The organism is Thainema salinarum CENA647 (genome assembly GCF_057732415.1).
Genome location: NZ_JBYJZJ010000022.1, coordinates 3720467 through 3746367, shown reverse-complemented (window position 1 = coordinate 3746367; position 25901 = coordinate 3720467). Strand labels below are relative to the sequence as shown.

28 protein-coding genes are annotated in these 25901 nt (G+C 56.2%); 24 read left to right on the top strand and 4 right to left on the bottom strand.

Annotated elements, in window-relative coordinates; genetic code table 11:
* The first annotated feature begins 43 nt into the window (after positions 1 to 43).
* On the top strand, positions 44 to 574 hold the full coding sequence (locus AC286M_RS23190; RefSeq protein WP_488206643.1) for a DUF3486 family protein: 531 nt from the start codon (positions 44 to 46) through the stop codon (positions 572 to 574).
* The gene (locus tag AC286M_RS23185) at positions 571 to 2097 is read left to right on the top strand and encodes a terminase large subunit domain-containing protein (RefSeq protein ID WP_488206642.1); all 1527 of its coding nucleotides are present in this window, start codon (positions 571 to 573) and stop codon (positions 2095 to 2097) included. Before AC286M_RS23190 ends, AC286M_RS23185 begins: the two co-directional genes overlap by 4 nt.
* On the opposite strand, the gene AC286M_RS23180 is transcribed toward AC286M_RS23185, so the two are convergent.
* Positions 2079 to 2453, bottom strand: coding sequence for a hypothetical protein (locus AC286M_RS23180; RefSeq protein WP_488206641.1), 375 nt, complete (start codon positions 2451 to 2453; stop codon positions 2079 to 2081). The genes AC286M_RS23185 and AC286M_RS23180 overlap by 19 nt on opposite strands.
* 31 nt (positions 2454 to 2484) lie before the next feature.
* On the opposite strand from AC286M_RS23180, the gene AC286M_RS23175 reads away from it, so the two are divergent.
* The 5 genes from AC286M_RS23175 to AC286M_RS23155 are packed head-to-tail and all read left to right on the top strand — an operon-like array spanning position 2485 to position 7235.
* Complete coding sequence (locus AC286M_RS23175; protein ID WP_488206640.1) at positions 2485 to 4359, top strand: DUF935 domain-containing protein; 1875 nt, start codon at positions 2485 to 2487, stop codon at positions 4357 to 4359.
* Positions 4356 to 4553: a hypothetical protein gene (locus AC286M_RS23170; RefSeq protein ID WP_488206639.1), complete on the top strand. Its 198-nt coding sequence runs from the start codon at positions 4356 to 4358 to the stop codon at positions 4551 to 4553. The genes AC286M_RS23175 and AC286M_RS23170 overlap by 4 nt, the downstream gene beginning before the upstream one ends.
* Complete coding sequence (locus AC286M_RS23165; RefSeq protein WP_488206638.1) at positions 4519 to 6327, top strand: phage minor head protein; 1809 nt, start codon at positions 4519 to 4521, stop codon at positions 6325 to 6327. The genes AC286M_RS23170 and AC286M_RS23165 overlap by 35 nt, the downstream gene beginning before the upstream one ends.
* A complete protein-coding gene (locus AC286M_RS23160) occupies positions 6317 to 6493 on the top strand; it encodes a hypothetical protein (protein WP_488206637.1) in 177 nt (58 codons plus the stop codon). Before AC286M_RS23165 ends, AC286M_RS23160 begins: the two co-directional genes overlap by 11 nt.
* Positions 6471 to 7235 (top strand): YcbK family protein, encoded by a 765-nt coding sequence (locus AC286M_RS23155; RefSeq protein ID WP_488206636.1) that lies wholly within the window; start codon positions 6471 to 6473, stop codon positions 7233 to 7235. The genes AC286M_RS23160 and AC286M_RS23155 overlap by 23 nt, the downstream gene beginning before the upstream one ends.
* A 135-nt stretch (positions 7236 to 7370) precedes the next feature.
* On the opposite strand, the gene AC286M_RS23150 is transcribed toward AC286M_RS23155, so the two are convergent.
* On the bottom strand, positions 7371 to 8231 hold the full coding sequence (locus AC286M_RS23150) for a hypothetical protein (protein ID WP_488206635.1): 861 nt from the start codon (positions 8229 to 8231) through the stop codon (positions 7371 to 7373).
* Positions 8228 to 8575, bottom strand: a complete 348-nt coding sequence (locus tag AC286M_RS23145; RefSeq protein WP_488206634.1) for a hypothetical protein — start codon at positions 8573 to 8575, stop codon at positions 8228 to 8230. The genes AC286M_RS23150 and AC286M_RS23145 overlap by 4 nt, the downstream gene beginning before the upstream one ends.
* A 130-nt stretch (positions 8576 to 8705) precedes the next feature.
* Between AC286M_RS23145 and AC286M_RS23140 the strand changes: the two genes are divergently transcribed.
* From AC286M_RS23140 to AC286M_RS23100, 9 genes are all read left to right on the top strand, one after another.
* Positions 8706 to 9797: a hypothetical protein gene (locus AC286M_RS23140; protein WP_488206633.1), complete on the top strand. Its 1092-nt coding sequence runs from the start codon at positions 8706 to 8708 to the stop codon at positions 9795 to 9797.
* Entirely contained in the window at positions 9797 to 10183 is a 387-nt protein-coding gene (locus AC286M_RS23135; protein WP_488206632.1) for a hypothetical protein, read from the top strand. Before AC286M_RS23140 ends, AC286M_RS23135 begins: the two co-directional genes overlap by 1 nt.
* Before the next feature lie 6 nt (positions 10184 to 10189).
* Complete coding sequence (locus AC286M_RS23130) at positions 10190 to 11134, top strand: hypothetical protein (protein ID WP_488206631.1); 945 nt, start codon at positions 10190 to 10192, stop codon at positions 11132 to 11134.
* 79 nt (positions 11135 to 11213) lie between these two features.
* On the top strand, positions 11214 to 11630 hold the full coding sequence (locus AC286M_RS23125; protein WP_488206630.1) for a helix-hairpin-helix domain-containing protein: 417 nt from the start codon (positions 11214 to 11216) through the stop codon (positions 11628 to 11630).
* Positions 11630 to 11818 (top strand): hypothetical protein, encoded by a 189-nt coding sequence (locus AC286M_RS23120; RefSeq protein ID WP_488206629.1) that lies wholly within the window; start codon positions 11630 to 11632, stop codon positions 11816 to 11818. Before AC286M_RS23125 ends, AC286M_RS23120 begins: the two co-directional genes overlap by 1 nt.
* Positions 11790 to 12053 carry a hypothetical protein gene (locus tag AC286M_RS23115; RefSeq protein WP_488206628.1) on the top strand — a complete coding sequence of 88 codons (264 nt, stop codon included), beginning with the start codon at positions 11790 to 11792 and terminating at the stop codon, positions 12051 to 12053. Before AC286M_RS23120 ends, AC286M_RS23115 begins: the two co-directional genes overlap by 29 nt.
* Complete coding sequence (locus tag AC286M_RS23110) at positions 12053 to 12478, top strand: gp436 family protein (RefSeq protein WP_488206627.1); 426 nt, start codon at positions 12053 to 12055, stop codon at positions 12476 to 12478. Before AC286M_RS23115 ends, AC286M_RS23110 begins: the two co-directional genes overlap by 1 nt.
* A gap of 9 nt (positions 12479 to 12487) precedes the next feature.
* Positions 12488 to 12799, top strand: coding sequence for an HU family DNA-binding protein (locus AC286M_RS23105; protein ID WP_488206626.1), 312 nt, complete (start codon positions 12488 to 12490; stop codon positions 12797 to 12799).
* A 9-nt stretch (positions 12800 to 12808) separates the two neighbouring features.
* Positions 12809 to 13267, top strand: a complete 459-nt coding sequence (locus tag AC286M_RS23100; RefSeq protein ID WP_488206625.1) for a hypothetical protein — start codon at positions 12809 to 12811, stop codon at positions 13265 to 13267.
* A 77-nt stretch (positions 13268 to 13344) separates the two neighbouring features.
* On the opposite strand, the gene AC286M_RS23095 is transcribed toward AC286M_RS23100, so the two are convergent.
* The gene (locus AC286M_RS23095; RefSeq protein ID WP_488203413.1) at positions 13345 to 14544 is read right to left on the bottom strand and encodes an IS4 family transposase; all 1200 of its coding nucleotides are present in this window, start codon (positions 14542 to 14544) and stop codon (positions 13345 to 13347) included.
* Positions 14545 to 14749: 205 nt separating this feature from the next.
* Here AC286M_RS23095 and AC286M_RS23090 point away from each other — a divergent pair, with 205 nt between their 5' ends.
* The 8 genes from AC286M_RS23090 to AC286M_RS23055 all read left to right on the top strand — a co-directional run bounded on the left by AC286M_RS23090 (position 14750) and on the right by AC286M_RS23055 (position 25888).
* Complete coding sequence (locus AC286M_RS23090; protein WP_488206624.1) at positions 14750 to 15394, top strand: hypothetical protein; 645 nt, start codon at positions 14750 to 14752, stop codon at positions 15392 to 15394.
* 63 nt (positions 15395 to 15457) lie between these two features.
* The gene (locus AC286M_RS23085; RefSeq protein WP_488206623.1) at positions 15458 to 16045 is read left to right on the top strand and encodes a hypothetical protein; all 588 of its coding nucleotides are present in this window, start codon (positions 15458 to 15460) and stop codon (positions 16043 to 16045) included.
* A complete protein-coding gene (locus AC286M_RS23080; RefSeq protein ID WP_488206622.1) occupies positions 16038 to 19928 on the top strand; it encodes a hypothetical protein in 3891 nt (1296 codons plus the stop codon). The genes AC286M_RS23085 and AC286M_RS23080 overlap by 8 nt, the downstream gene beginning before the upstream one ends.
* Before the next feature lies 1 nt (position 19929).
* Entirely contained in the window at positions 19930 to 20430 is a 501-nt protein-coding gene (locus AC286M_RS23075) for a hypothetical protein (protein WP_488206621.1), read from the top strand.
* Positions 20427 to 22922, top strand: a complete 2496-nt coding sequence (locus tag AC286M_RS23070; RefSeq protein ID WP_488206620.1) for a hypothetical protein — start codon at positions 20427 to 20429, stop codon at positions 22920 to 22922. Before AC286M_RS23075 ends, AC286M_RS23070 begins: the two co-directional genes overlap by 4 nt.
* Before the next feature lie 578 nt (positions 22923 to 23500).
* Positions 23501 to 24256, top strand: coding sequence for a hypothetical protein (locus AC286M_RS23065; protein WP_488206619.1), 756 nt, complete (start codon positions 23501 to 23503; stop codon positions 24254 to 24256).
* Positions 24246 to 25625, top strand: a complete 1380-nt coding sequence (locus AC286M_RS23060; RefSeq protein ID WP_488206618.1) for a hypothetical protein — start codon at positions 24246 to 24248, stop codon at positions 25623 to 25625. Before AC286M_RS23065 ends, AC286M_RS23060 begins: the two co-directional genes overlap by 11 nt.
* Positions 25622 to 25888 (top strand): hypothetical protein, encoded by a 267-nt coding sequence (locus tag AC286M_RS23055; protein WP_488206617.1) that lies wholly within the window; start codon positions 25622 to 25624, stop codon positions 25886 to 25888. Before AC286M_RS23060 ends, AC286M_RS23055 begins: the two co-directional genes overlap by 4 nt.
* Positions 25889 to 25901 lie beyond the last annotated feature (13 nt).

Sequence of the window (25901 nt, the reverse complement as noted above, 5' to 3'; positions counted from 1 at the left end):
AGTAATACGGGCATACTAAACGAAAGTATTAGAGGTGCGTCCCATGCCTGAGCGATCCAAAATTCAAATGATGCCGGAAGAGCTGCGAGAGGAGTTGGATCGCCGCCTAGTTGAGGGTGGCTTTCGTGACTATCGTGGGTTGGCTCAGTGGTTGTGCGATCAAGGCTTTGAGATCGGCCACAGTTCTGTTTGGGCCTATGGCCGCAAATTCGAGGAAAAGCTGGAGGGCATGAAAATCGCTGCTCAGCAGGCCAAGGTGATCGTTGAGCAACTGGGCGACGACGAGAACGCGATGGGTGAGGCGCTGTTGGCGCTGGCTCAGCACAAAGCGTTTGAGGTGTTGCGCGAGATGGAGATGAGCAGCAAGGGGCTGAAGGATATCAGTTTCCCCGCGCTGACTCGCTCCATTGCCGAACTCAACCGCTCAGCCGTGCAGCAGAAAAAGTTCGCTGACGAAGTGAAAAACAAGATCAAGATCGCCGTCGAAGAGGCCGACAAGATCATGACCAAGGCAGGTGTGAGCGATCAGACCGCTGCCCAAATCCGAGCGAAGTTCCTGGGGATTGAAGTATGAGCCAAGAAGCCCCTTTCACTCTCGAAGGCATGACCGAGGCCGATGTGCCCATGCTGCTGTTGCCCTATCAGCAGCGCTGGCTTGCCGATGAAAGTGGCTTCAAGCTCTACACCAAATCACGCCGGATCGGGATTAGCTGGGCTGATGCGGGCGGCGCGGCGCTGATCGCTGCCCAGACGAAAGGCCGCAATACTTTCTACATGGGCTATGAGAAAGAGATGGCTCGCGGCTACATTCAGGATGCGGCAGAGTGGGCCAAGCTCTACAACCTGGCTGCGTCTCAAGTCGAAGAGGATCAGGAGATTTTCCGCGATGGGGATGAGGACAAGGCGATCCAGGTGTTTCGCATCTGGTTCAACTCTGGCTATCGAATCGAGGCGCTCAGCAGCAATCCCCGAAACATGCGAAGCCGTCAGGGCGATCTGATGATCGACGAGGCGGCGTTCCATGATGACCTGAGCGAGGTGCTGAAGGCCGCTAAGGCGATGCGAATCTGGGGCGGCAAGATTCGCATGGTGACAACCTACAACGGCGTTGACGAGCCATACTACGAGCTTGAGCGCAATGTTCTCGCGGGTAAGCTTCCCTACTCGCGACACTACACGACGCTGGACGATGCGCTGAAGCAGGGACTGTTTCAGCGCATTTGTCTGATGAGTGGGCAGCAGTGGAGCGCGTTGAAGGAAGCCCAGTTTCGTCAGCAGCTCATGGACGAATTCGGCGAGGATGCCGACGAAGAACTGTTGTGCATTCCCAAACGCAGCGGCGGGCGCTACTTCTCGCGGGTGCTGATTGAAGGGCAGATGCGCGAGGATATCCCGGTGATCCGGCTGACGCTGACGGATGACTTTGTGATGCGCTCCCAGCATGAGCGAGAGACGACCATTCAGGACTGGTGCGACGATCATCTGCATGAGGTGCTGGCCAGCTTGAGTCCCCACCTCAAAACGTTCTATGGGTTCGACTTTGGCCGCACGGGTGACATCTCGGTTTTGCTGCCGATTTGCGAAATGCCGAACCTAGTCCGACGCAGTTTGTTCGCGCTGGAAATGCGGAACGTGCCCTTTGAGCAACAGCGGCAGGTGCTGTTTTACGTAGCCGATCGTCTACCCCGATTCATGGCGGGCGCAATGGACTCGCGCGGCAATGGCCAGTATTTGGCCGAAGTTGCCATGCAGCGCTACGGGACGCGGATCGAGCAGGTGAAGTTCACCGATGCTTGGTACGCGGAGCATACGCCCAAATACAAAGCGGATTTGGAAGATAAGAAATTTGAGCTGCCCCAGTATGCCGACATGCTCGACGATCACAGAGCGGTGGTTGTGGTGCGGGGAACGCCTCGGATTGAAGAGAAGCGAGGCAAGGGATCGGATGGGGGGCAGCGGCACGGTGATGCGTTTATCGCCGCGCTGCTGGCCGACTATGCGAGCCGGATGGAGGTGACGCCGATTGAGTATCACGTTGCGCCGAATGCGCGGCCTCGAATCGGCTACACCCTTGACGATTACACCTTGGGAGGCTGAGCAAATTGGATCGCAAGTGCTTCCAAACGATTCGCCAAGTCGCGAAGAATATCCACCCACTCCAGCGCCTTCTGCGGGTCTTGGGCGTCGGGTACGAGACTATTCACAATGATGCCAAGGCGGCGATAGTAAACCGTTGGCAGGTGGCGCTGCTGCTGGTTGTGGCGCGTGCCAGCGCCCTGGCGGCGACCGGGGAATTCGTTCCGTTCTCCTTCTGCAGCGAACCGTCCTCCAGCTCCGCTGGTTCCGCCCGGAAATTGATCGGGCGGCGAGTCGTTGGCGGCTGCCGGATCGCCTGTGATCATCGCCGCCGCAATGCTCAGAATGGCCGTCGCCGGAATCAGTTGTCTTCTCATTTGATGCACCGAAATAGGGAGTGAATTCAGTATGCCCGTACCAGCTCAAATTCGCTCTGAGATCGCTACGCTCGAAAAAGACTTTCTGACCTTTGCCGGACTGATCGGGCGCAACAGCATTTTGCAGAATCCCGACCCGACGATCCGCAGTCGTGGTCAGGGGTTGGGCCTTGCGCTTTACGACGAGATCGAGAAAGACCCCCACGCTTACGCAGTGCTGCAAAAGCGCAAGTATGCCCCAGTCTCGCGGCCTTGGCGAGTTGATCCATCCAGTGAGGACAAGGCCGATATGCTCGCTGCTGAACTGGTCACGCGGCAACTGGAGAACCTGGGCAGCACCGATTACGACGCGGAACAGGAACATGGGGTGCTGGGATTTGAGGGGGTGTGTCTGGCGCTGCAAGATGCGGTGCTGAAAGGCAACCGACCCGCAGAGGTGATGTGGGCAGAGGACGGGCGTGAGATTGTGGCGGCTGAGATCAAGCCTCGCGATCCGCGTCGGTTTGGGTTTGTCGTCGGTGACAACGGCTGGGAGCTGCGATTACTCACCTTGCGCGATCAGTGGATGGGTGAGCCGATACCCGACCGGAAAATTATCTACCACGTTTTCGACGCAGACGATGCGAACCCCTACGGCCTTGGCATGGGAACGCGGTTATTTTGGCCCGTGTTCTTCAAACGGCAGGACATCAAGTTTTGGCTGGTGTTTGCCGATAAGTTTGGTTCCCCCACCCCAGTGGGTAAGTATCCCGCTGGCACGGAGAAATCGAAGATCAAGGAACTGCTGTCGGCACTGGACGCGATCACCAATGGCCTTTCGACGGCTGTGCCGGAAGGGATGATCATCGAGTTCCTGGAGGCGATGCGCTCTGGCTCCATTGACACCTACGAACGCCTCGCTCGCTACATGGATGAGCAGATGAGCGAGGCCGTTCTCGGTGAGACGGGTTCAACCAACCAGAGTGGCGCGGGTGGCAGTCGGGCGCGTGACCAAGTGGGCAATGAGGTGCGGCTGGAGATCGCCGCTAGCGATGCGCGACTGCTGAGCAATACGCTTAACCGATCCTTGGTGCGGTGGATTGTCGATCTGAATCGTCCGGTGGTGGGTGAGTCGGCCAGATACCCGCGACTGCATTGGGACTTTGAAGAGCCAGAGGATCTGAAGGCGCGGGCAGACCGGGACAAGGTGCTGTTTGATATGGGCTTTCCGCTGACGCTGGAGAAAGTGATCGAGGTGTATGGCGAAGGGTATGTGCAAGCTGCGCCGGATATCTCGGCGATCATGGCGGCGATGCCGAAAGACCCCGTAGGGGCGAATGGCAATTCGCCCACACCCGACCCAGCACCGACCGAAGCGCCAATCGAAGAACCTGCCAAAACCGCCATGAATGGCGCACAGGTGACGAGTCTGGTCGGCATTGCTCAGTCGGTCGCCAAAGGGGAGCTGCCGTTTGAGACTGGGGTGCAGGTGATTAAGCTGGCGTTCCCTGCCATCCCAGAGCCGGAGATTCGGGCGCTGCTGAATCCGGTGCAGAACTTTGAGCCGACTGTGAACTTGAGCGATCGCTTACCCGTGCCGGAGCCAGAGCAGGGGAGCGAGGGAGAGGGGGATCCAGATCCCGAAGAGGAAGCCGACGAAGATGACCCCGCGTTTGCAGAGAAGGCGGAAGACCCGCTGAGTGATGCCTATGTGCGGCAGATGCGGGAGAGAGCTGGCGCGATCACTGATGGGTGGGTTGGGCAGATTCGGAAGCTGCTGGAAGACAGCGACGACCTTCAGGCGTTTGCTGAGAATCTGTTTGGGCTGTATCCCGATTTGCCAACGGATCAGCTTGGCACGCTGCTGGAGAATGGGCTACTCGCCGCACACCTGGGTGGCAGAGCGGAAGTAGTGGAGGGCGAATGAACCTGAAGATCAACAAGACCCGTGATGGGCTGGAGACGCCGGATGAGGTGATCGCGGCCATTGACCTGATTAAGCAGTTTCTCAACTTCAACGGGTATGAGTCGGTTCTGATCTCGGCTCAGGGGTGCGCGGCGTTTAGCAAGACAGTGAGGCCAGAGCATGACGAATCCGACCTGGGAACGACTTCCGTTTGAGGAAGCCATAGATTTCTTTCGCGACAAGGTGAATGTGCCCACTGAGCGGTGGAACGACTTGCAGCGCTCCGAGCATGATCATGCGTTCACCGTTGCCGGGGTGCAGAGTGCTGAGCTGCTGGCTGAGATTCGTGAGGAAGTCGATCGCGCCATTTCCCAGGGGACGACTCGCAAGCAGTTCCTCGACAGCTTCAACGAAATCGTTGAGCGGCGTGGCTGGAACCATGCGGGCGGGCGCGACTGGCGAGCGAACGTGATCTACCAGACGAACTTGCACGGAGCCTATTCAGCCGGACGACATCAGCAGATGACCGATCCGGATGTGCTGGCGACTCGGCCTTACTGGCAGTATCGGCATGGTGGCTCGATCAATCCCAGGCCGACGCACTTGGCTCAGGACGGTAAGGTTTACCCAGCCGATGATCCTTGGTGGAATAGCTGGTATCCGCCCAACGGGTTCGGCTGTCGCTGCTACGTCGTCACCCTCAGTCAGAGAGATTTGGATCGGCGTGGCCTGACGGTCGATACTCCGCCCCAGGGCGAAACGTTCCCCTACACCGATCCGCTGACGGGCATCACGCGCAATCTGCGGAACTCACCCGATCCGGGATGGGATTACGCGCCTGGAAAGTCGCGGGTTACCAATGAGCGCGAAAACACCCTGAACCGGATACTGGAACGCTTGCCGCCAGAGCTGCGGGAGCAGGTTACCAAATATCGCGAAAACATTCCGCCAGCGGCTGCACCCAAGCCAAAGGGTAACGATGCCGAGATCAAGGCTGCTGAGGCGAGCTGGAAGTCTGTTCAAAAAGAAGTGGATTTGTTGAACCGCTACTACAGCGGTGGAGCAAACCGCAAATTCACGCCGAAGGAGCAGAAGGAACTGGCGCGGCTGTTGAACGGTCGGCCAGCTTGGCCAGCGCTCAAAGATGCCAGAGAACGTGCATTCGTGGCCAAGCAAGAACTAGATCGGCTGACAGGTTCTGCTCAACAGGCTGATGCAAAACCGCCAGCGGCAGGGCCAATGTCCGTCAAGGAGGCGAACACGGCGCTGAGCGCTGAAGAGTTGACCAGAGTTCGCCGGACACTCGATTTGGCCGAAGGTCGCCAGTGGAGTCAGGCGCGGACGGATTTGGCATCGCCAGCAGAAACCGCTCAGCCCGTTTGGGAACGGCTGAGGGCTGAGGGCAACGCGAGCAAGAATCTCACCCTGGCCGATGTGCAGGCGATTCGCTCCTACACGGGCAATGGGTATGTGGGCATCAACGGGGCGATGCGCGGATTGCAGACTGATCCGACCAGCGACCTGGCGCAACGTCAGCGACTGCTGGCTCGACAGCTCAATCAGGCGGTTCAGAAAATGCCGCGCTATGAAGGGGAGCTGCGCCGGGATACGAAGATGGATCGACCGTCCCTGGAGCGCGATTTCCAAGTGGGCAATGTGATCACCTTCAAGGGCATCACCAGCACTTCGACCGATTTGACCGGGAGCGCAGCGGGCAGCTATGGCAGCACCGAGAGTTTGAGCAAGGCCAGCTTTTTCCGAGAGAAGGCCGAGCGGGCGGGTGTGACTGTGCCTGCTGACGGACGCGACCAGGTGAATGTGATCTACCGGATCAACACTCGCGAGGGGCGCGACATTGGCGGAGCCAGCACCCGTGCGTTTGAGCAAGAGGTGGTGTTGCCGCACGGCTGGCAGGGCCGAGTAACCCGAGTAGAATCGGAGGGTAACAGACAGGTTATTTATCTTGAGGATGCGACCAATGAACGCTGATCAGACCCCAGAAAAGACCGTGCCCAATTCGGCGGAGCAAGAGCCGGAAGAAATTCGCAATGCCCTAGACGATGACGGGGTGATGTACGAAGTGGTGCGGCGAGTGGACGAAGACGAGCAACCAAAACCAAGAGGACGACGCAATGGAGCTAACCGTGACCGCTGACACGTTTTTGAAAGCGCAGCCCGTGCAGAGCAGTTTGCTGAAGGTGAATCGACTGCCTGAGCAACTGCTGGCTGTGCCGAAGGGAACCAAGCTGGAGATCACCGATCACTATGCCTTTGAGGGCGATCCGAAGTCGCCCTATGACGATCATTACTTTGTGCAGTTGGCCGCGCCTCAGCAGGGGGCCAGTGCGCTTCGCTGGTTTGTTTATGCTCAGCACTGCCAGATTGAGGGCGTGGAGATTGCAAACGATCCGAAAGATGAGCCTGCACCGCAGCCCGCGAACACTGGTCGCAAAATCTCACTGCCGGGGATTAGTCGGCAGGTTGGCATTCTTGAGCCTGTTTACCTTGGCTCAAATTTCACCTGGGCGGAAATGACCAAGAACGGCCAGCGGATTCCGGTAGACGCTGGAGTGACGGAGCGGATCGTCAAGCTGTGTAAGTACATGGATCAGGTGCGCGAGTTCTTAGGCGATCGCCCTGTGCGAGTGAACTCGGCCTATCGCGATCCGATTACGAACCGCGCCGTAGGGGGAGCTTCCCGCTCTCGACACATGGCGGGCGATGCGATCGACTTTTGGATCTCTGGTGAAGCTGTGACGGAGACGTTCCGTAAGCTGAAGGGCTATCACCGCAATGGCGGCTTGGCCGTTGGCAACGGATTTGTGCATCTGGACTTGCGGCCTGGTGGCCCGGTGCGGTGGAGATATCCCGGTGGGCCAGTCGTGGATCTCTGGTAATCCGGTAGTACGTCCGTGCGCTAATACATGTGCTCAGCGCAACGCTAAGGGGCCGAGAACAAAAATAACCCCTTGATGACGCTGACTAAATCATCAAGGGGTTTTTGAATGGGCTTGTAGGCGATTCTGGTTGGACTAAGGGAGTAGATTGGTTCCTTCCAAGGTTTCAATTAACTGTTCGATGCTGGCTGCGTCCGCATCGCTGAGCCTGCCAGGGTAGATAAACATAGCTTTAATCCGCATTGTGGCATCGCTGGAGGTGCTGTTGATGCGGGCTACTTGGAGAAAGTTGGGGCTAGGGTTTGAAGCTGCTGCTGGTGAAATAGTGTCAGAGACAATAAGTGAACCATTGCGATACAGGGCAATGTTACCTGAGTTGTTCGTGATCTTGACGCGGATGAATTGCTGAACGTCAGAGGGGAACGTATTTGCAGCAGATGTCACGGCACTTCGACCATTTACCCTAAATCGCAAGTTGTTGGTGAACCCAGCACTTCGCTCCAGTCGCCAAGTGTCTGTAGCTGATTCGGGGTCATTAGTTAGCAGATAGGTGTTGGCGTTACTAGCCAACGTTGCCAACAAGAAAATAGTTTTGTCAGTTTGCGCCCCGTAGCGATTCTGAGCCGAGTTCAAGTAGAGGCGATGATCGGAGTCGCGATTGAGGAACACTCCATCTGCTTGATAAGTGGGTGCTGAAGTACCACGAACCAGCAGCTCCCCGTCCCACTCTTTCCAACTGCCGACACTATCCCCAATAGTGCCTGAAATAAGGGTAGAGCCAGCCGTGTCGCTATATAAATCAGCAGGCTCTGCTCTCCAAAATTGACCAGCGGCCAAAATATCAAGCTGCGTCTGGGTCACTCCAGCAGCTTCTAGAGCTGCCTGATCACTGGCAGGCAATGCAGCGAAAGCGCTGAAGTCCAAGCCCCCTGCATCGGGTTCTGGCGGCAATGGGTGAGGCGTTGCCAAACCCGGAAAAATTCTAAGCAAACTCATGATGCGACAAACCTCACGCCTTCACCGCCAGTCGTGACATCCAAATAGATCAGGTTAAGGTTAGCCGCAGTGGTTGTCACAGTTTCGCCAGCAGCTAGCGGGAATCTGAGAGTGTCGGTTTCGCTACCAACAAAAACCTCATTGGTGTTGCTGCTGAGTGCCTTGATTGTGACCAAGCCTGAAACGAGTTCTACGTCGGCTGCTAGTGGCTCAGGACTGCCAGGGGTTGCAACAGTTTTCCCTCCGCTGATCGGAGAACCAGGGGTTATCTTGAGGTTGCCGAGGTTGTCGGTCTGGACGCCTTTTACCGAGTTGTCGGGCGCGAAGCCATATAAGCTTGTCATAGGATAAATCTTGAGTAGAATGACTCCATGTTGATCGGCTGAAAACTATAGAGGCAGGTATGTTGACATACCTGTGAGCTGATTTTGTAACAGCGAATAATGGGCATGTCCAATCGCATCGCGGGCACCCATGAAGCTGCTGCACATCTTTCGACCAGGGCGACATACTTCCGACAGTGGCGTGACTGACACCTACACGGATGATCAGGTGCGCGCCTGTGCGACCAACTATTCGCCTAAGCTGCACGAGGCTCCGATTGTGATCGGTCATCCGCTTCACACCGCGCCCGCTTGGGGCTGGGTGAAGTCGCTGGCGTTTGCCAATGGCGACCTTCAGGCTGTGCCTGCTCAAGTCGATCCGGCGTTTCAGGAAGCAGTGGAAGCGGGTCGCTACAAAAAGATTTCCGCGCGGTTCTACAACCCAGAGTCGCGCTATAACCCAACGCCGGGTCAGCTCTATCTGAGAGATGTGGGCTTTCTGGGCGCACAGCCACCCGCCGTTAAGGGGCTGGCTGACATCGAGTTTGCAGAGGGCGAGGGCGAAGATGATCTGCTGACGTTTGAGCAGGACATTGCCTTTGCCGAAACGCCAGACATTATTCTGGCTGATCTGTTTCAAGGCATTCGGGACTGGATCATTGAGACTGCCGATATCGAAACGGCAGACCGCGTGATCTCGACGTGGAACATTGACCTCATTCGTGAGATTGCGATGCGGCCACCTATGCCCGAATTAGAACAAGCATCTACTGGCTTTGCTGAACCTAGCGAGGAAAAAACTATGGGCGATTCCCCAACTCCTGAAGAGCTGCAAAAACGGGAAGCGGCGATCGCCGCTCGCGAGGCAGCAGCAGCGCGGCGAGAGCATCTAGCTTTTGCCGAAGAACTGGTCAAGGACAAGAAGAACCTGCACCCTGCCGAAAAAAGTTGTGTCGTCGAGCTGTTGGTGCATCTGGATAAGTCCCCATCGGATGACCTGTCTTTTGCCGAGGGCGATGGGACTGTCACGGCCACCCCGGTCGAAGCCTTCAAAAAGTTTCTGACCAATCGCGCTCCGCTGGTGGGTAAGGACTTGCCGAATGAAAAGCCGCCTAGAGGGGAGATGACCCAAGAAGAGCTAGTGCAAGAAGGACTGGCCTTCATGGAAGAACAGAAGCGGCTTGGCATTGTTGTCTCGCCAGCCGAAGCCATTTCACACATCAAGCAAAAGGGAGGTAAGTGATGGCTGGAAAAACCGATGGACTTTGCAAGGCGTTTGTCGCCGATGGAGCAGTGGCCAAGTACACGCTTCTTACCAAAGGATCGGCGGATGGAGAGCTAGCGGTTGCCACTGGCGTGACCACTCCGATCATTGGCCTCTCGACGGAAGTGGACACGGCTGATGGTGAAACGCTGGATGCGTTTCTGGTGGGTAGCATCGCTACGGGCCGCGCGGGCGGCACCATCGCCTTCATGGATCGCATCACGGCTACGACGGGCGGTGCGTGCGTTGCGGCTGCACCCGCTGCGGGTGTAAACAACAACGTCGTTGGCTATGCGATGGCAGCGGCAGTCAGCGGTGATCAGTTCCCGATTCTTGTCTGCCCTCACATCATTCAAGGAGCGTAAGAACTGATGACCAATTATCCATTCCCAAAACATGCTGAATACACGGCAGTCAGCATCATGTATCGCAATAATTCGTTTATTGCTGATGAAGTACTGCCGATCACCCCCGTCCCCTCTGAAACCTTCAAGTATCTGAAGCACACCAAATCAGAGTCTTACACCATTCCTGAAACTCGTGTCGGGCGCAAGAGCAAGCCAAACCAGATTGATTTCTCGGCCAGCGACGAAACGGATTCCACCCGCGATGACGCGCTTGATGTCGGCGTGCCCATGCAAGACATCATGGCCGCAGAAAATATCCCTGGCTACGATCCGCAAGCAAAGTCCACAGAATATCTCACCGATATTTTGCTGGCTCGGCGTGAGCTGTACGTGGCTCAGAAAGTGTTTGACCCAGACGAATACGACGCTGACAACAAAGATCAGCTATCGGGCACAAGTCAGCACAGCGACTACAGCAACACGAACCCGATTGATGATTGGCTCCGCTGGCTCGACATTCCCCTGATGCGCCCCAACATTTTTATCCTGGGCAACAACTACTGGCGGATTGTCCGGCAACATCCCAAAGTCGTTGAGTACGTCAAAGGCACGGGCGCTGGCTCCGACGCTCAGGGCATGGTCTCTCGTCAGCAGGTTGCCGAAGCATTGGAGATCGACGCTCTCCATGTCGGCGTGGGTCGCTACAACGTGGCAGCGCCTGGACAAAACCCAAACATCCAACGCATCTGGGGCAATAACGGCTTGTTCCTCTATCGCAATGTGATCGCTGGCCCACAGGTTGGAACCACATTTGGCTTCACGGCTCAGTGGGGAGAGCGCATCGCTGGCTCAATGGAAGACAAAGATGTCGGTATGCGCGGTGGTATGCGAGTTCGAGTTGGTCACTCTCAGAAAGAAGTGATCAGCGCTGCTGACCTTGCCTTCTTCATTGAAGACGCAGTCGCCTAAGTTTCCCTAGCAAAACAGCACTCGGCCTTTGGCCTGGGTGAGGATTGGAACCCTAGCAAATTCCTAGCGAGTTAGACCAATGGTTCAGTGCCGAGTTCTGCGACCCCTTAGCCACAACCAGCAGCAGTGTCGTCCTGGCGACCTGATCCACCTGCTACCCGAAACTGCCGAATATCTGGTCACGACTAAGACGGTCGAAATTCTCGGCACTGAACCCGAATCCAAAACGCTCACGCGTGAGCGTTTTGATTCCCAACAAACCACCGAGCCAAATGCGACACGCATGTCGCATTTGCAGACGAAGGAGAAAGACGATGTAATCCTCAACCTCAACACCTGTAGCATCGACGGCCTGATCGCACTTCCAAACATCGGTCAGGCGACCGCCGAAAAAATCATTGCCGCTCGGCCTCTCTCCAGCCTGGAGCAAGCCCGCAAAGCAGCAAACCTTACCCCAACCAAGTGGGCGCAAATCGCTAGCCAACTGGAACTCTAATGGCAACCAAACCCAAGCAAACAACCTACGTCGTCAATCGCACCGACCTTGTGGTCAAAGGCAAGACCTATCGCCCTGGCGAAGAAGTCACCCTCGATCCTGAGTCCAAGCTGACTCAAGCCTTGCTCAACCAGAACAAGCTCAAAGAGACCAAGACCAGTGGAAGCTCTCCAACATCTGACTCCTAACGAACTGCGATTTCTCCTATCGCTGATCATCATCAGCTCAGCCCTGACTGGCGGCGTGGGAGGTTGGGCGCTGGCAAAGTCCAGCCTGCCTCCCACGCCTTCCCATCTCGACAAAATTGAAACGCTGCAAGTGACCAACGAGTGTCATGACTCTAGAACCGACTGCGACGGCAGTACTCGCCGCGATAGCAGCCGAGGCAGCGTGAACCGCAAAACGGGCCGAGGTGGAAACTGATGCCCTACGCGACCGACATCGACATGATCGACGCTTTTGGTGAAATCGAGTTGATCGAGCTGACCAACCTGGAAGATGCCACCGCGACGACGATCAACGCCGATGCCCTTGACCAGGCGCTCGACGACGGCGCTCAGGAGATTGATTCCTACTTGGTCACTCGCTACTCGTTGCCGCTGGCCTCGACGCCCAAAGTTCTGATCCGGCTCAACTACGACATTGCTCGATATCGGCTCGACAACAACAATCCTCGCGATGACGTTCGCCGCCGATACGAAGACGCGATCCGCTGGCTCCGCGACCTGGCCGCTGGCAAAGTCAGCCTCGGCATCGACGAGACAGGCGAACTCACTACCAGCACCGACACCGTCTACACCAGCACACTCACCCCCATCTTTTCCAGAGACACCCTTGCAGACTACTAGACCCAACCCATGCACAAACAAGACTTAATCGACGAAACCACCAAGAACCTGTTCGAGAACAACAGCGACACCAAGCTCACCAAGAAAGACGTTGCCGCTGTCCTCGACTCGGTCATGGATGTGATCGTCAACAAAGTAGCCGCAGGCGAGGAAGTGAAGCTCGTCGGCTTCGGCACATTCAAGCCCGTGTTCCAGAAGGAACGCATTGGCCGCAATCCTAAGAGCGGCGACGACATGATCATCCCGGCCAAGTGGACGCCCAAATTTTCGGCGGGCAACATGTTCAAGAAAACCGTTGCCGCCAACATCGCCTCTTACTAAGTCCGCCTCATGCTCAAGGAACTGGAAGCCAGCATCATCGACCGACTGACCGAAGCCAGCATCACGGACACGGCGCGAGTTATTCCCTACCCCGATGGCGATCCCCTGAAGGAGCTGGGCAGAGTTCGGACAAAGGCGATGGTCACGGTGCGATATGTGCGGAGTCCGTTCGAGTCACCAGAAACCATCAACCGCACCATCCAGATCCAGAAAGGGGTGATCAACTTTGAGCTACGAACGCTCTGGACAGGGCTGCGAACCCACACCGAGGCTTACCCTTTGCTGGATCAGATCAGGGATGTTATGTCGGGTTTTATCCCTGTTTTGAATGGCGACGCCCCAAACTATGAATTTGGTCAGCAGGGCTTTTATATGAGAGATCAAGTGCTAGTTGATCAAGTCGATCAAATCTGGGACTTCATGAGTTTGTACGCAATCAACGCTACCTATCGGAAACGGAGGAATTAACCCATGCTCAGCGGACTCGGCGACATGTACGCCAAAACCACCCAGCTTGGCTCAGGCCTGAAAGGGTGACAACATAGCTAGATAGCTTGCTGCATCAAGGATAGGGCACGGAGACCCCGCTGAAAATAGAGGCGTTTGTGGGGTTTGAGCGCCATCAACTGAAACGCTTGATTGGCCCACAGTTCCATCCCATACGTCCACCGTTGCCCATAGAGAGCCAAGCTGAACTCACTGTGTCGCAAGGTTTTATCTTGGTGTTTTTGAATACGTCCAGCATAGTGGTCAATGCGGAGTTGCCGCATCCATTGCCCCTGTAGGGTGGCCAAACTGTACGCGATCGCAATGAGTAAGAGCAAGGCTAAAAATCGGGGTTCATTGACCTTGGTGTCCTCTAAGTTGTAGCCCCCAGTCTTACAGTCCTTGAAGAGCTGCTCAATGCCCCAGCGACAGCGATAGATCTCAATGGCCTGCTTCAAATTAGGCAGATTGGTGAGAATATACCAGGGGTCTTTCGGGCCTTTGTTACGATAGCTTCGTTTCCAATAGATCGCCAAATTAAAGGGACCCAACCCATCGCCTTTGTTGGCCAAGATGCCCCGATAGAACTGTCTCATGCCGGGTTGAATGCCCAAGTCTTTCACCACGGTATACTCCTGTTGCACACTCACTTGAAAATGAAGGTCTTTCTTCTGCCGCAAGGCAAACATGATGCCCCTGGAGTCTAGCCATTTAGCTAGTTTTGGACTATGGAACTCTCGGTCTCCAAGCACTAAGACGGGGTAGGATTTCAACAGGGGGAAAACGGCTTTTAGCAGTCGTTTTTGAGTCCGAAGGTCGCTGTTGCCGCTTTGCTTTAAGACCTCCCAATACAGGGGCAGGGCATGGGTGCCCCAGATCAGAGAGACCATGAAGATATTTCGCCCTTTCCACTGAGTGCGGTCAATCGCCAGAATCCAGTAGCCATACTTTTGATGCTTCAGTTGTTTGAGGCGGCGGCGTTGGGATCGATTCAATCCCCGTCCGGTTTGCTCTTGCCGAATCCAGTATTTCACCAGCGGAAACCACAGCAGTTTGACCCTCAGTTGAGGCAAGACTAAAAACCGCTGTAAGTTCCGTTTTCGACTGCCATATTGAATCGGTTGAGGAAAGACACTGGCTAAAACTGACAGTTTGACCTGACGATGGGCCTGTAGCAAACATAACAAGAGCTGCAGGGTCAAATACTGCGGGTCGCTCAGATGAGCTTGGAGGGTGGTTTGGTAGAATGCAGGAAACATATTTGGTTGGGGGAGTCTGCTCAAGGCTCCCTATTTCTTTGCCTCTGTTATTCTCTCAAAGCTTTGTCCACCTTGGTTCTGAACTCGCTTGTCACCCGGTTAGGGCTCAGGCCCAACTGACCAGCGGATGATCGAGCTGTTCTTGTTTGATTTCAACTACGCATCGGAGAGTACCCCGCGAGAGGCCAAGGGCTTTGTTGGTGGCGTGCGCCAAACCAAATCTTCCGCCGAAGGTGAGGTGACGAACACCCTCACTATCTCCAGCCAGTACCAAGACTGGGCGCAACTCGGTTTTGCACTGGATGAGTTTGCTAAGTCGGCCACTGACATCATCATCCCAGTTCTGAATCGGGCGACAGTTCCCAGCGCAGCAGACTACGAAATCGCCAACGCGGCGATCACCGCTGCCAACACGAACCAGATTTTCGTCTACATCAACTCCTACCAGTCGGGCATCATCCCCGGTTACATGCCTCGCGCTGCCACCCCTGCCACCCCTGGCGATGGCGAAGTCGGCATAGACACGACGGGCAACAAGCTCGTGTTCAATGCGGCTCAGGCTGGAGCTGAGATCACCTATATCACCCCAACTGAGTACAGCACCATCGAAGCTTATGGCGGCGCTGGCTCAGCGACGAAGTACGGCGAGATTGAATTCTGGGGCGAGATGTACTCACCTGAGTCAAGCGCCAACTTCAAAATCCACTTCCCCAAATTGCAGCGCCAAGGTCGCCCTTCCATCAACCTGAGTGACGATGTGCCGACGCTGGAGATCACCTTCGCGGCGATCACGCCCAGCGGCTGGGAGCAACCCTTTGCCATGTACAACATGGATACCGCTGTCGTGTGACCTTAGCAGTTGCAACTGACCTCAACCCCTCTTAGGGATTTCACCCCTCTTGAAAGATGACTCATGATCAAACACCTGGAATTTGACGCAGTTGAGTTTGAGGGTGCGGACGGACAAACCCGCACGTTCTACGGCTGTTCCATTGAAGGGGTGTTTGAATTTGAAGAGCGTCGCCGTGAGCTGGCTGCAATCCTGGCCGACACTCCGACCGACGATACTATCGACGCGCTCTATCGACGCGATGACCGTTTCCGTTACCTGGTGAATCGCTGTCTGCTCCTGAATGGCATCAAGCCCGAATGGGTGAACCCTGCCATGATGGAGCAGCTTTTGTTTTATCGGCATGACGAAGCGGGCGAACTCCAGCCCGGTTGGCTGGTGGAACTCAACGCCCCTCGCCAAGTGTCGGGCGGCGAAACCATGACCAAGGCCAAACTGATCGCCGCGCTGGCTCTGCGGTGCGGATCGATTCAGGAAGCGATTGAGCTAAGCCGATCGGAACCCGCCAAGGAAATCCTTGCCATCCTGGATGCCCAGGCCGACTTGCAGAAGACCCCAGAGGATCGCCGCAAGGCCGACAAGAAAGAGTGGGCCAGCAAAAAGCGGAAGGAAGCACGGGAGCGTCTGAAGGGGGGGCAACCCAATGGCTAATCTCAAACTCGGCTTCACGATCACCGCCAAGGGTGGTCAGCAGGTCACGGCGACCATTGGCGAAATCGAATCAGCAGCAGCGGCGATCAAACAGCGCAACGAAGAAGCCGCTGCCGCCGCTCGGATTTTGCAAGAGCAATATGGGCTGACGGCTTCCGAAGCTCGAACCGTAATTGATGAACTCACCTCAGCCAAAACCGCCGCTTCAAACGTTGGGACTGAGGCTTCCAAGCTGCAAGAGATTTTTCAGGGTATCGGCCAAGGTATCGGTCAGCAGCTCGTCAGTCGGCTCACTGGGTTGGCGTCTGGCCTCGGCGATCTGTTCACTGAGGGCATCGACCAGGCCGCACAATACGAGCGCACCATCGGCGTGATTGAGCGACTGATCCAGGGGACAGGCGGCGCGGTAGGGGTGACGGCTCAGGAGATTGACGAGTTCGCCCAACAGCTCGGCGATGCCACCCTGACCAGTCGTGAGGCAGTTCTGCAAGCGTCTCGCTCCTTGCTCAGCTTTCGGACGATCACAGGCGACACATTCACTCGTGCCATAGCGGTGACTCAGGATCTCTCCGAGGTCATGGGCACCGACCTGAACAGCAACATCATCCAGGTCGCCAAAGCCCTCGAAGATCCAGAGCGCGGTTTGACGGCTCTGGCCAGAAGTGGAACCACCTTCAACGAAACCCAGCGCGAGACCATCATCGGCCTAGTCGAAGCGGGCAAACAGGCCGAAGCTCAGGCCGCGATCCTCGACGTACTTGAGGAGCAATACGGCGGCGCGGGTGTCGCCGCTGCTGCTGGCCTTGCGGGTGCTCAAGATACCCTCGGCGAAAACCTGAACGACGTTCGCAAGATCATGGGCGGGTTGGTGCAGGAAGAACTCACCGCGCTGACCAACTCGGCAACGGCGCTCGTCTCCAGTTTCGTCAACGCCGATCCAGCGGTGCAGAAAATCATTTTGGGCATTGGTGGCTTGGGCACAGCGCTCACTGCCGCCGTCGCGCTGATTGTTGCCTACAACGCTTTGCAGGTCAAACAGATTGCGCTGGACACAAAAAACTCAATTGTCCAAGCTGCCAACACAGCGGCTAAGGTTGCCAACACAGCGGCCACTGCTGCCCAGACTGCCGCTCAATCTGCCTTTGCCGTCGCGACCGGACAGGCCACCGCTGCCCAACAGGCACAGACAGCGGCCATTGTTGCCAATGCGGCTAAGCTCGGTCTGTTGGCTGGCGCGGCTGCGAGTGTGGCTTTGGTAGTGGATACTTTCCGAGAGGCTGATAAGGCCGCATCTCAAACTCGTCAGGCAACCGACTCGGTTAGAGATGCCTTGGCGAAAATGGCCGAGACAAATGCCGAGGTGGCTACATCCGGCGAAGAGGCATCAGCAGCGCTTCAGGAAGTTGCCGACATAAATGTAGGGCAAATTGCTGATGATTTGAGTCCAGTCCAAAAAGCGTTTGACGAAGTTCGATCCAGAATCCCTGGTTTGGCAACACAAGCGGAAACTGCTGTAAGTAGATCGAGGGTTGTGTTCCTAGAGTTGATAGACGAACTGGGTGACGTCAGCCTCGCTGCTGCTGAAGTTGCTAACAATCTCGAAGATGGCGTGACCGTTGACCCTGCCAAAATTGAATCGACGGTGAACGGCATTGATGCCGCCTTGGCCGCGCTGGAAGCGCAGAAGCCAGTGACCGAAGAAGACATTCGGCTGAAGAATGCCCAGATTGAAAAGCTGGAAGAGTACAAAGCCCGGATCGAGGCAGCGACCCCAGCCACCGAAAATCTGAGCGGTGCGCTGGAAGAACAGGTTTCAGCACTGGAACGCGTCGGCTCTGCCCTGGGTAACACGACGGCAATTATTGACCGTGACCTGGCTGACGCTCAAGCCGACATTGCCCAGCAGTTGGCCGATGGCGCGATCACCCAGGCTCAGGCACAAGAGCAACTGGCTAACGCTGAAGAAGAATCCCTGCGCCGTCGAGTCGAAGCCAATCAGTCAGCACTGGCCGAACTCAATGCCGCCCGCGCTGCATCGACCGACCCAGACGAGCAAGCGGAACTCAATCAGCAGATTCTCCAATTGGAGACAGACCTTGCCAAGGATCGCCAGCAGATTGCTCAGGCCACCGTTGACGCTCAGAAGGATGCCGCTGACGAAGCGGCCAAGGCGAGAGAGGAAGCCGCGAAGCGAGCCGCTGAAGCTGAGCAAGAATCCCTGGCCAAAATTGGCGAGGTCGCTCAACGTGCCGTCGAGGACGTTGAACTCGCTCAGACTAACCGACTGGCCTCTCTCCAGCAGTTGCTCAACCAAGGGCTGATTTCTGAGGAGCAGTACCAGGCTCAACGGGTCGCCCTCCAGCAGCAAACCATCCAGCAGCAGATTGCCGCTGAGCAAAAGCGGATTACAGAGCTGGAAAAACTCGACGTGAGCGGCGACGCGGCCAAGGCTCGCGAGGAACAAATCCGCACGGCCAAACAGACCACTGCCAGTCTCACCCTCGAACTGCTGGAGCAAGAGTTTGCCGAACAAGAACGGCTGAAGCAACAGGCGATCGCTCGCTACGATGCCGAGGCTCAAGCCGCTCAGACCGCTGCCCAGGTTCGGCAACAAGCTATTCAAACTGAGGCGAATCTACTCCAGCGACAAGGCGAACTTGGTCAACTGCAAAACCAATTTGCCCAGAGTCAAATCGACCTGCAACGGCTGAAGCTTGAGGGCAAACTGGCCGAAGCTGAGGCCGAGGGCGACCTCGCCGATCAAGAGCGGATTCGGGGCGAACTCGGCCAGCTCCAGGTCGAACAGCTTCAGCAAGAGCAAGAGTTCAAAACCCAACAGCTCGAACTCCAGATCGAGCAAAACAATCTGGAAACCCAGCGCCAAATCATTGCCGCTGAGGTTGCCGCCATTGAGGCCCAGATCGCAGTAGCCAAAGCTCAGGCGGCAAACGCCAGTGCAGAGGAGATCGCCAACCTCCAGCAGATTGCCAACCTGCGAGGGCAACAGCTTGATCAGGCTCGGCAGGATGCCGCCCTCCAGCAGCAGGTCAACGATCAGCTCCGCCAAAATCTCTCAGCCGAAGAAGCGATCACCGCTGAGAAGATTCGCCAAATCCAGGCCGAAGAAGAGAAGGGGCAAGCTACGCAGGCGAGTGCCCAGGCTCAATCATCTAGCACGGGTGCATCTGCTGGCGGTGGAGGAGGTGGAGCCAGCATCAATTTGTTTGGCAACGAAATTGGCGCTTTCAATGCGATCGTCGATCGGCTGACTGAAATTTCAGAGCAGGGTGGCGATCCGGCTCAGATTGCTCAGTCCGTTGTCGCGGCGCAGGATCAGCTAGAGGGCAGAGCGCGAAGTGGTGGCATTGATGCCGAGCGAGCGCAAGATCTCGTTGCGGCTGCATTGGCTAGCACGGGCCTCGATCAGATTGTTGCCCAGCAGGAAGAGGAGCGGCAAAAAGAAGAGCAGTTCAAAGAAGAGCAACGCCGCAAGGATGAGGAGACAGCGGTGAAAATCCGCGAGGCGTTTGAGTCGATCAGCTTCCGGCGTCACGGTGGCCCCGTTGCCGCTGGCCAACCCTATGTTGTGGGTGAAGAAGGCCCGGAGCTGATTGTGCCCGGTCGGTCGGGCTACGTGCTGACAGCTAAACAAACGGCTGCGCTCATGACCCCGATGGGCAACTTGAGCGCCAACTACAGCACCGTGAATTCCTACGGTGAAGTGGTCAAAGAACTCAAAGCGCTACAGTCGATGGTTGCCAAGCGTGGCCGTCCGATTGCGCCAGCGACCTACGTGATCCAGGGTGGCGATAACGGATTCGCTCAGGCCGTCGAACTGAGTGCCATGCACAGCCGAGCCGTTGCTCGGATGGGAGGGCTTTAGGATGGCACGTTGGGATTTGACGATTGAGGCAGTCGGCAGCGGCATTCCCGCTCTGGCGATTTCGACCTTTGACGACGACGGCTATCAGCGCAGCACTATCGGCTGGACGACTCTGTCGGATGTCACCCAGCAGGGAGCGGCTATTGTCACTGGGCCAATCACCTCGCCCCGATATGTATGGGCGATCAACGCGCTGCTGACGGAAGAAGATGCGTTGCTGCTGGAAGCGATCGCCCAATGGAGCAATGCACTCTACCTGAGCCAAGTCGAAGGCGCGGTGCAAGTGACTGACGAGCTAGAGTTCACGACCCCAGAAGTCACGCCGAGTAAAACTCTACTTGCTGGCTCCGACACCCTCACCAGCTACGGCTACACCTACGGCTTCCCCGTCGTCGCGGCTAAGCTGGAAATTCCAGAGCAACACAAAGTCAACGCCGGACGACTGCCGGACGGAGATCTGCTGAAGCTGGTCAGCTTTCAATTGGTGGAGGTTCCGTCGTGACGACAGTGAACCTGACCAGCCGCAACACTCAAGTTTTAATCGGTGGGTATGACTTTACCGAGTGCTTCTCTTCACTCACCCTCACCGATGCCGCGTTGGGAGAATCGGGTCTGCTCCCAGCTACGGGCACGTTGATCCTGTCTGACGTGCCCGACTTTCCCGAATCCCTGGACGACCGACTGAACACCTCGCGCTGGTGGCGTGGCCAGACAGTGCTTGTCTATGTCGCCGACAAATCCGGCGATCTGACTTTGCACCCACGCGGGCGACTGCGGATCATCAGCCACAGTTACCAAGCGCCGCAACTCAGCCTAGAGGTTGCCTGCCTCATTCCGCTGATCCAGTTTCGCGAACCCACCGACCCAGACGATGCAGGTGTCACCCTTGGCAGCAGTCGCACAATCTCCAGCGTCGCTGGTACTCTTGCGCTCCGTGCCGGGATGGGAACCGTTGAGACTGCTGGCAGTTTACCCAGCTACTCGATCAACTACCCGCCCCAGATTTCCGGCAGCTACATCGACGCGGCTGGCCAGATGCTCTACTCGCTCTCGGCCTTTGGCTGGGTGCGAAACGACGAGGTGTTTGAGCGACGTGCGCCTGACTTTGAAGCCGCTCCAGTTTTTACCCTGACCTTTGGCGAAAACTGCTCACGGTGCGATCGCCTCAACGATGCCGAGCGACCAGCGGAGATTGTTCGGGTCAACGGCCAGGGCGTAACTGTCAAACAAAACGCCAGCCGCTATAGCTACACCTCGGAAGAGTACGGCGATGCGGGTGTGATTCAAAGCCAGTACGCAGGCAGCACGATCGTCCTCAAGCGCAAGCGCGTGACTGACGAAGTCAACTTTTCGACAGGTCGCCGCACCCTGCGCACCCGCGAAGAAGTTCCCTTTGGGCTGCTCTCCTCTGGCACTTTTGTTTATGGCGTGAACCCGCTCAGTCTGACGGACTCTGAGTATAAGGTTGAGCGCTGGCGCTATGACCAGGACGAAGCGGGCGAACTCAGCCGATATGATGCCGACATCGATCGGCCTGCCATCGTGCGGATCAAAACGTATCTGAGCGTGCAGGCGGCAACAGATAGCGACATCTGGCAAATTCTTCAAAGCAGCCTTACTTCTATGGGGTTGGGCGAAACGATTGAGACGATCTATCGCTGGGGGCGCAATCCTCGCCAGCGCACCGAGCGACGGCTGACGCTAGAAAACATCTTGCGCGACACCCCGATCCTTTGGCAGCTCTACAACGAAGTGTTTGTCGGTGTGCCCAGCGGCTTGAGTTTGGCTGAACGAACCACTGAGGAGTGGACAGAGATCCGAACTGATCAATGGGAGCGTCGCTACCTGAATCAAAAGGCGGCTGGCTTGGCCAGTCCTTCAGCGCTCAAGTATTTGTCGGTTGAAGATTTGGTGCTATCTGGCACCAGTCTTTCGGCCAGTGAAGAGGTGGTTGAATTTTCCAACTCTGGCCAAACCAATCCTCCAGCTCCAGAGCACCGACTACCGCGCTACTCTCAGCAAAACTTCCCGGTCACGGGTGAGGCTCGCTTTGAGCAGTATGGCGGCGAATTTAAACCCAGAGTGCGCGACTTCACCTGTCCCTATGTGCATGGCGAAACGGGCGTTGATGCGCCTCGCGCTAATAGCCTTTACGGCTCGCTGACCGGGTTGGGTGCGGCTCAGTGCCGTCGATTGGCAAACTTGCATGGCCGCATTCTGATCGGACGTCACCTGGGAGACCGGGTGGACATGCCGCTGATTGATGAGCTGTTCGGCTACTATCCGCTGATGCCCTTCGATGTGATCAAGGGTGGCGTCACTCGACGCTACCTGATGGACGCGACGACGTGGGTGATCACCCCAACCGAGTGCATCGTCTCCACCGATGGAATTTACGTCGGCACCGTCAACGAGTCCGGCACTGTCATCCCGCCCTATCAGCCGATCTATCCGCTGCATGGCGGCATTCGGATCGGTGGCCGAATTCGGCAGTATCCCTACAGCATTGCGCCAGCCGATCCGCGCGAACTGCATGGCGGTATTCGCATCGGCGGTCGCGTTTACGTTGAGCCGACTCGCGAACTGCATGGCGGTATTCGCATCGGCGGTCAAATTGAAATTGAACAGGAGGTCAATGTGGCAGGCTCAGTCATCTGTACGGGCGAGTGTGCCCTCGGCGGCAAAGCCGTCTATTTCCCCGAATCGACTTGGGGCCAAGCCTATACCTTTACCGTCACTCCACAAGGCTTGCCCATCTCGACAGGCACTGACGCGATTCAGATTTTCAAGTGGAATGAAGAACCGAATACTGGTCTCTTTGGTCGTGTCTGGGTGGCTGAGCTTCCCCCCGAAGGCGGCAGCTTCACCATATTCATCGGCTCCACTCACCATTGGCTATCGGTCTTTGCTCGGAACCCGGATAACGATGATTCTCACGACGGCTGCTGTGTTCTGTGGTCGGGTAACTCGCTGATGCTGATGGATTACTCGTAAGGAAGTAACTATGACTTGGCTCCCCTTTAACTCCCTGCTCTCTGCCTTCGCTCGCGCCTATCTCCTTGGCGAGTCAGCCCCAAGTGCGTTTAGGCTAATTCTCTGCAAAGATGCTGCCTGGACAGGCACGGCCACAATGGCCGACGTGATCGCCACCGAAGTCGCTCAGGAGTTTGGCTATGCCGCTCCAGCTCTCAGCGGTGGCTCAGAATCCTACGATGCTGGCCAAGCCCGATCCGAAACCAGTTGGAGCGCTGCCAGCGTCAATGCCAGCGGTGGCGCAATCCAGTATGACGACGTGGTGATTTTGGCCGATGCCCCCGCAACGCGCAACGCCCTGATCACTTCCGTCAACGCCACCAGTGATCAACTGACGATCGCGGGTCACGGTCTCACCGATGGTAAACCCGTTATGGTCACCCCTGACACAGGTGCAACTATGCCAGGGGGATTATCAAGCACGATTCTCCACTATGCCAAAGCCATCAGCACTGACGTAATCGAGCTATACGAAGAAGTTGGCCTCTCCACCAAAGTCACTTGGTCAAGTGCTGGTTCTGGCGATCTGCGGTTACGCTATGCCGAAGGATCGCTCGTCTTCTACGAACGGTTTGACACCACCCAAACCATTAACGACGGTGGCACTCACCCGTTTATCCCATACTTCAACGTCGGAGGCGCTGCGGCTGATGTCGATTCTCCATAACTTGATTGCGCGTGCGATCGCGCCAAAACTCCAGCTTCTACCCGACATCTATGGCCAGCTCGCCAAAATCGAAACAGGAGTTTTTTACTACTGCTGGCGAGCCAGCCAGCGAGCCAAAGCCCAGGGCAACTATCAACTCGGCTGGGCACTCGACAAACAGGCCAAAGCCGAATTTGGTCACGCTCGGATTTTGGAGGGCTTTGCCGACTGCGTTCGCATCCCCTCCTTACCCACTGGCTGGCTCGAAGACAAGCCCGAATGGGCTACTCAAAACCTCGGCACCGCCGACAAATTTCAGGCCGATGGCCTCAGTAAGCGATTTAAAGTAGCACGCATCTTCTTCGCCGGACGCGAAGCCAGCAGCTATGATTGGGCCAATCAGCTCGTCTTCATGTCCGTCCTAGAATCGCTTCAGACATCTATATATATAGAGCTGGCAAAAACCGAACGCCGCATCGCCATCCGTGACAAGCTTGAACTGATCGCCGCTGACGAAGCCGAGCACGCCGACGCCCTTCACTACGCCCTCTCCAACGAAAGCCACATCTTTCGCACCTGCTGGCTCTACCTGAAATGGAACTGCCGCAAATATCTTGCGATCGCCCACTTGCTAATCTATGGACTCTGAGAACGTACTCGAAAACGCCGTTGCCTCCAAGCGCCAAGCTCGCTTGGAGGATTTGCATCGGCAAGAGCGCCTCAGAGATAGACAGCAAATCGAGCAAGTGCAAATCGCAGGCTGGAGCGCCGAACTCGGAGCCGCAGTTGCGATTGGCCCAGATGGCTCAAAGTCCTACTTACCCAGCCGCACCAACGGAGCATTGCCCGGTTCAGTCCTGAGCGACGGAACCTCAGTCGATGCCATGCCGCATCGTCGCCAGCAACCAGAATTACTCAGGCCCATTGCTATCGACTTTCCTGAGTTCTGGATTGTCTACAGCATTGAGTACCTTGATGCTGAGGGTTGCTCAGTCGCCACCGAGTTGTGGCTAGGAGGAACCGAAAACAGACTACTGAAGCGATACCCAGCCACGCACGAACCAACAGCAATAGAGCCGTTCTACTACATCAACCCAGACACCATTCAAACCGAACCGATCAACGGCTCCATTCAAAGCAGCGACTTTGAAGACATCGGAACAGCAGAAGACGATTGGACAATCAGCGAATCAGGAACCACAATCAGCTACAACGTGATCAGTGCTGTTGGAGGGGGGACAGCAATGCCTACTGTGCGGCTGTGGGATGACCTAACCCTTCATCAATACAAAGTAGATCTGTCTGCAACGCTGGAGATCTCAAAATCATCCAATTCCCCATCTGGTAGCATTTCCGTGCAGAAAGGGGGTGGAGTTGAAATAGCCGCTATCACTATCGAAGATGCCACCAACGCAGGCAGCGATGGGCTAACTTACAGTGCCTGCATTGAAACAGACATCGACATCTTGTTTTCAATCTCTGGTGACACCGGAGATCCTGGCAATGGCTCTGGTTCCATCTCTTTTACAGGCACCAAAGCCCTGTATCTGTTCCCATCCGTGCTGTATGCCGCCAATGACAACGGCGGTCTCTATACTGCTGTGCGCTACATTCGCGGCGAGGGGGATATCGCGATCGACTATTTCTTAAACGACCAACTGATCGCAACTTACGCCACCGACAACCCACCTGCTGGAATTGATTGGCGCTCTTCACTGCTGATCCTCGATCTGGATGTGCTCAACCCTCCAACAACCGGAAATGCTTGCATCGACGCCTATCGCGAAGACTCAACCAGCAACCTCTATCAGGGTAAGCTGAGAACAGTTACAGGCGACCTGAATACCCTCGTTGACCAATCAGCCGCCATTGAAATCAGCGAACAGTCTGCAACCAGTGGCGATTCCTGTACTCTAGGAGAAGTCACAACAGCCAATCGCAATGCCGTAAAGTTGCGATCGCCAGCACCCGCCAATGATCAGACAGCATCCGTGACAATTATCTGGGCCGCACCATGATCAACGCTCAACAGCTCCTCGCCAACGCCATCAACACCAAGCGCTCCTCACGACTCCAGCAAGTGAGCGAGCGTAATCTTGATCAGGCATCTCAGCAAGTCTTTTCTTCCCAACCGAGTAGCTACTCAGCCGAGAACTCATCATGGCGGGTGAGGAAATCAGATGGTTCAACCGATTATGCTAAACCCATCAAGTCCACCACCCCACCACCCACCATCACCCAACTCAGGACAGGCTCAAACAGCTCAGGAGATTGGATGTGACATCTAATACACT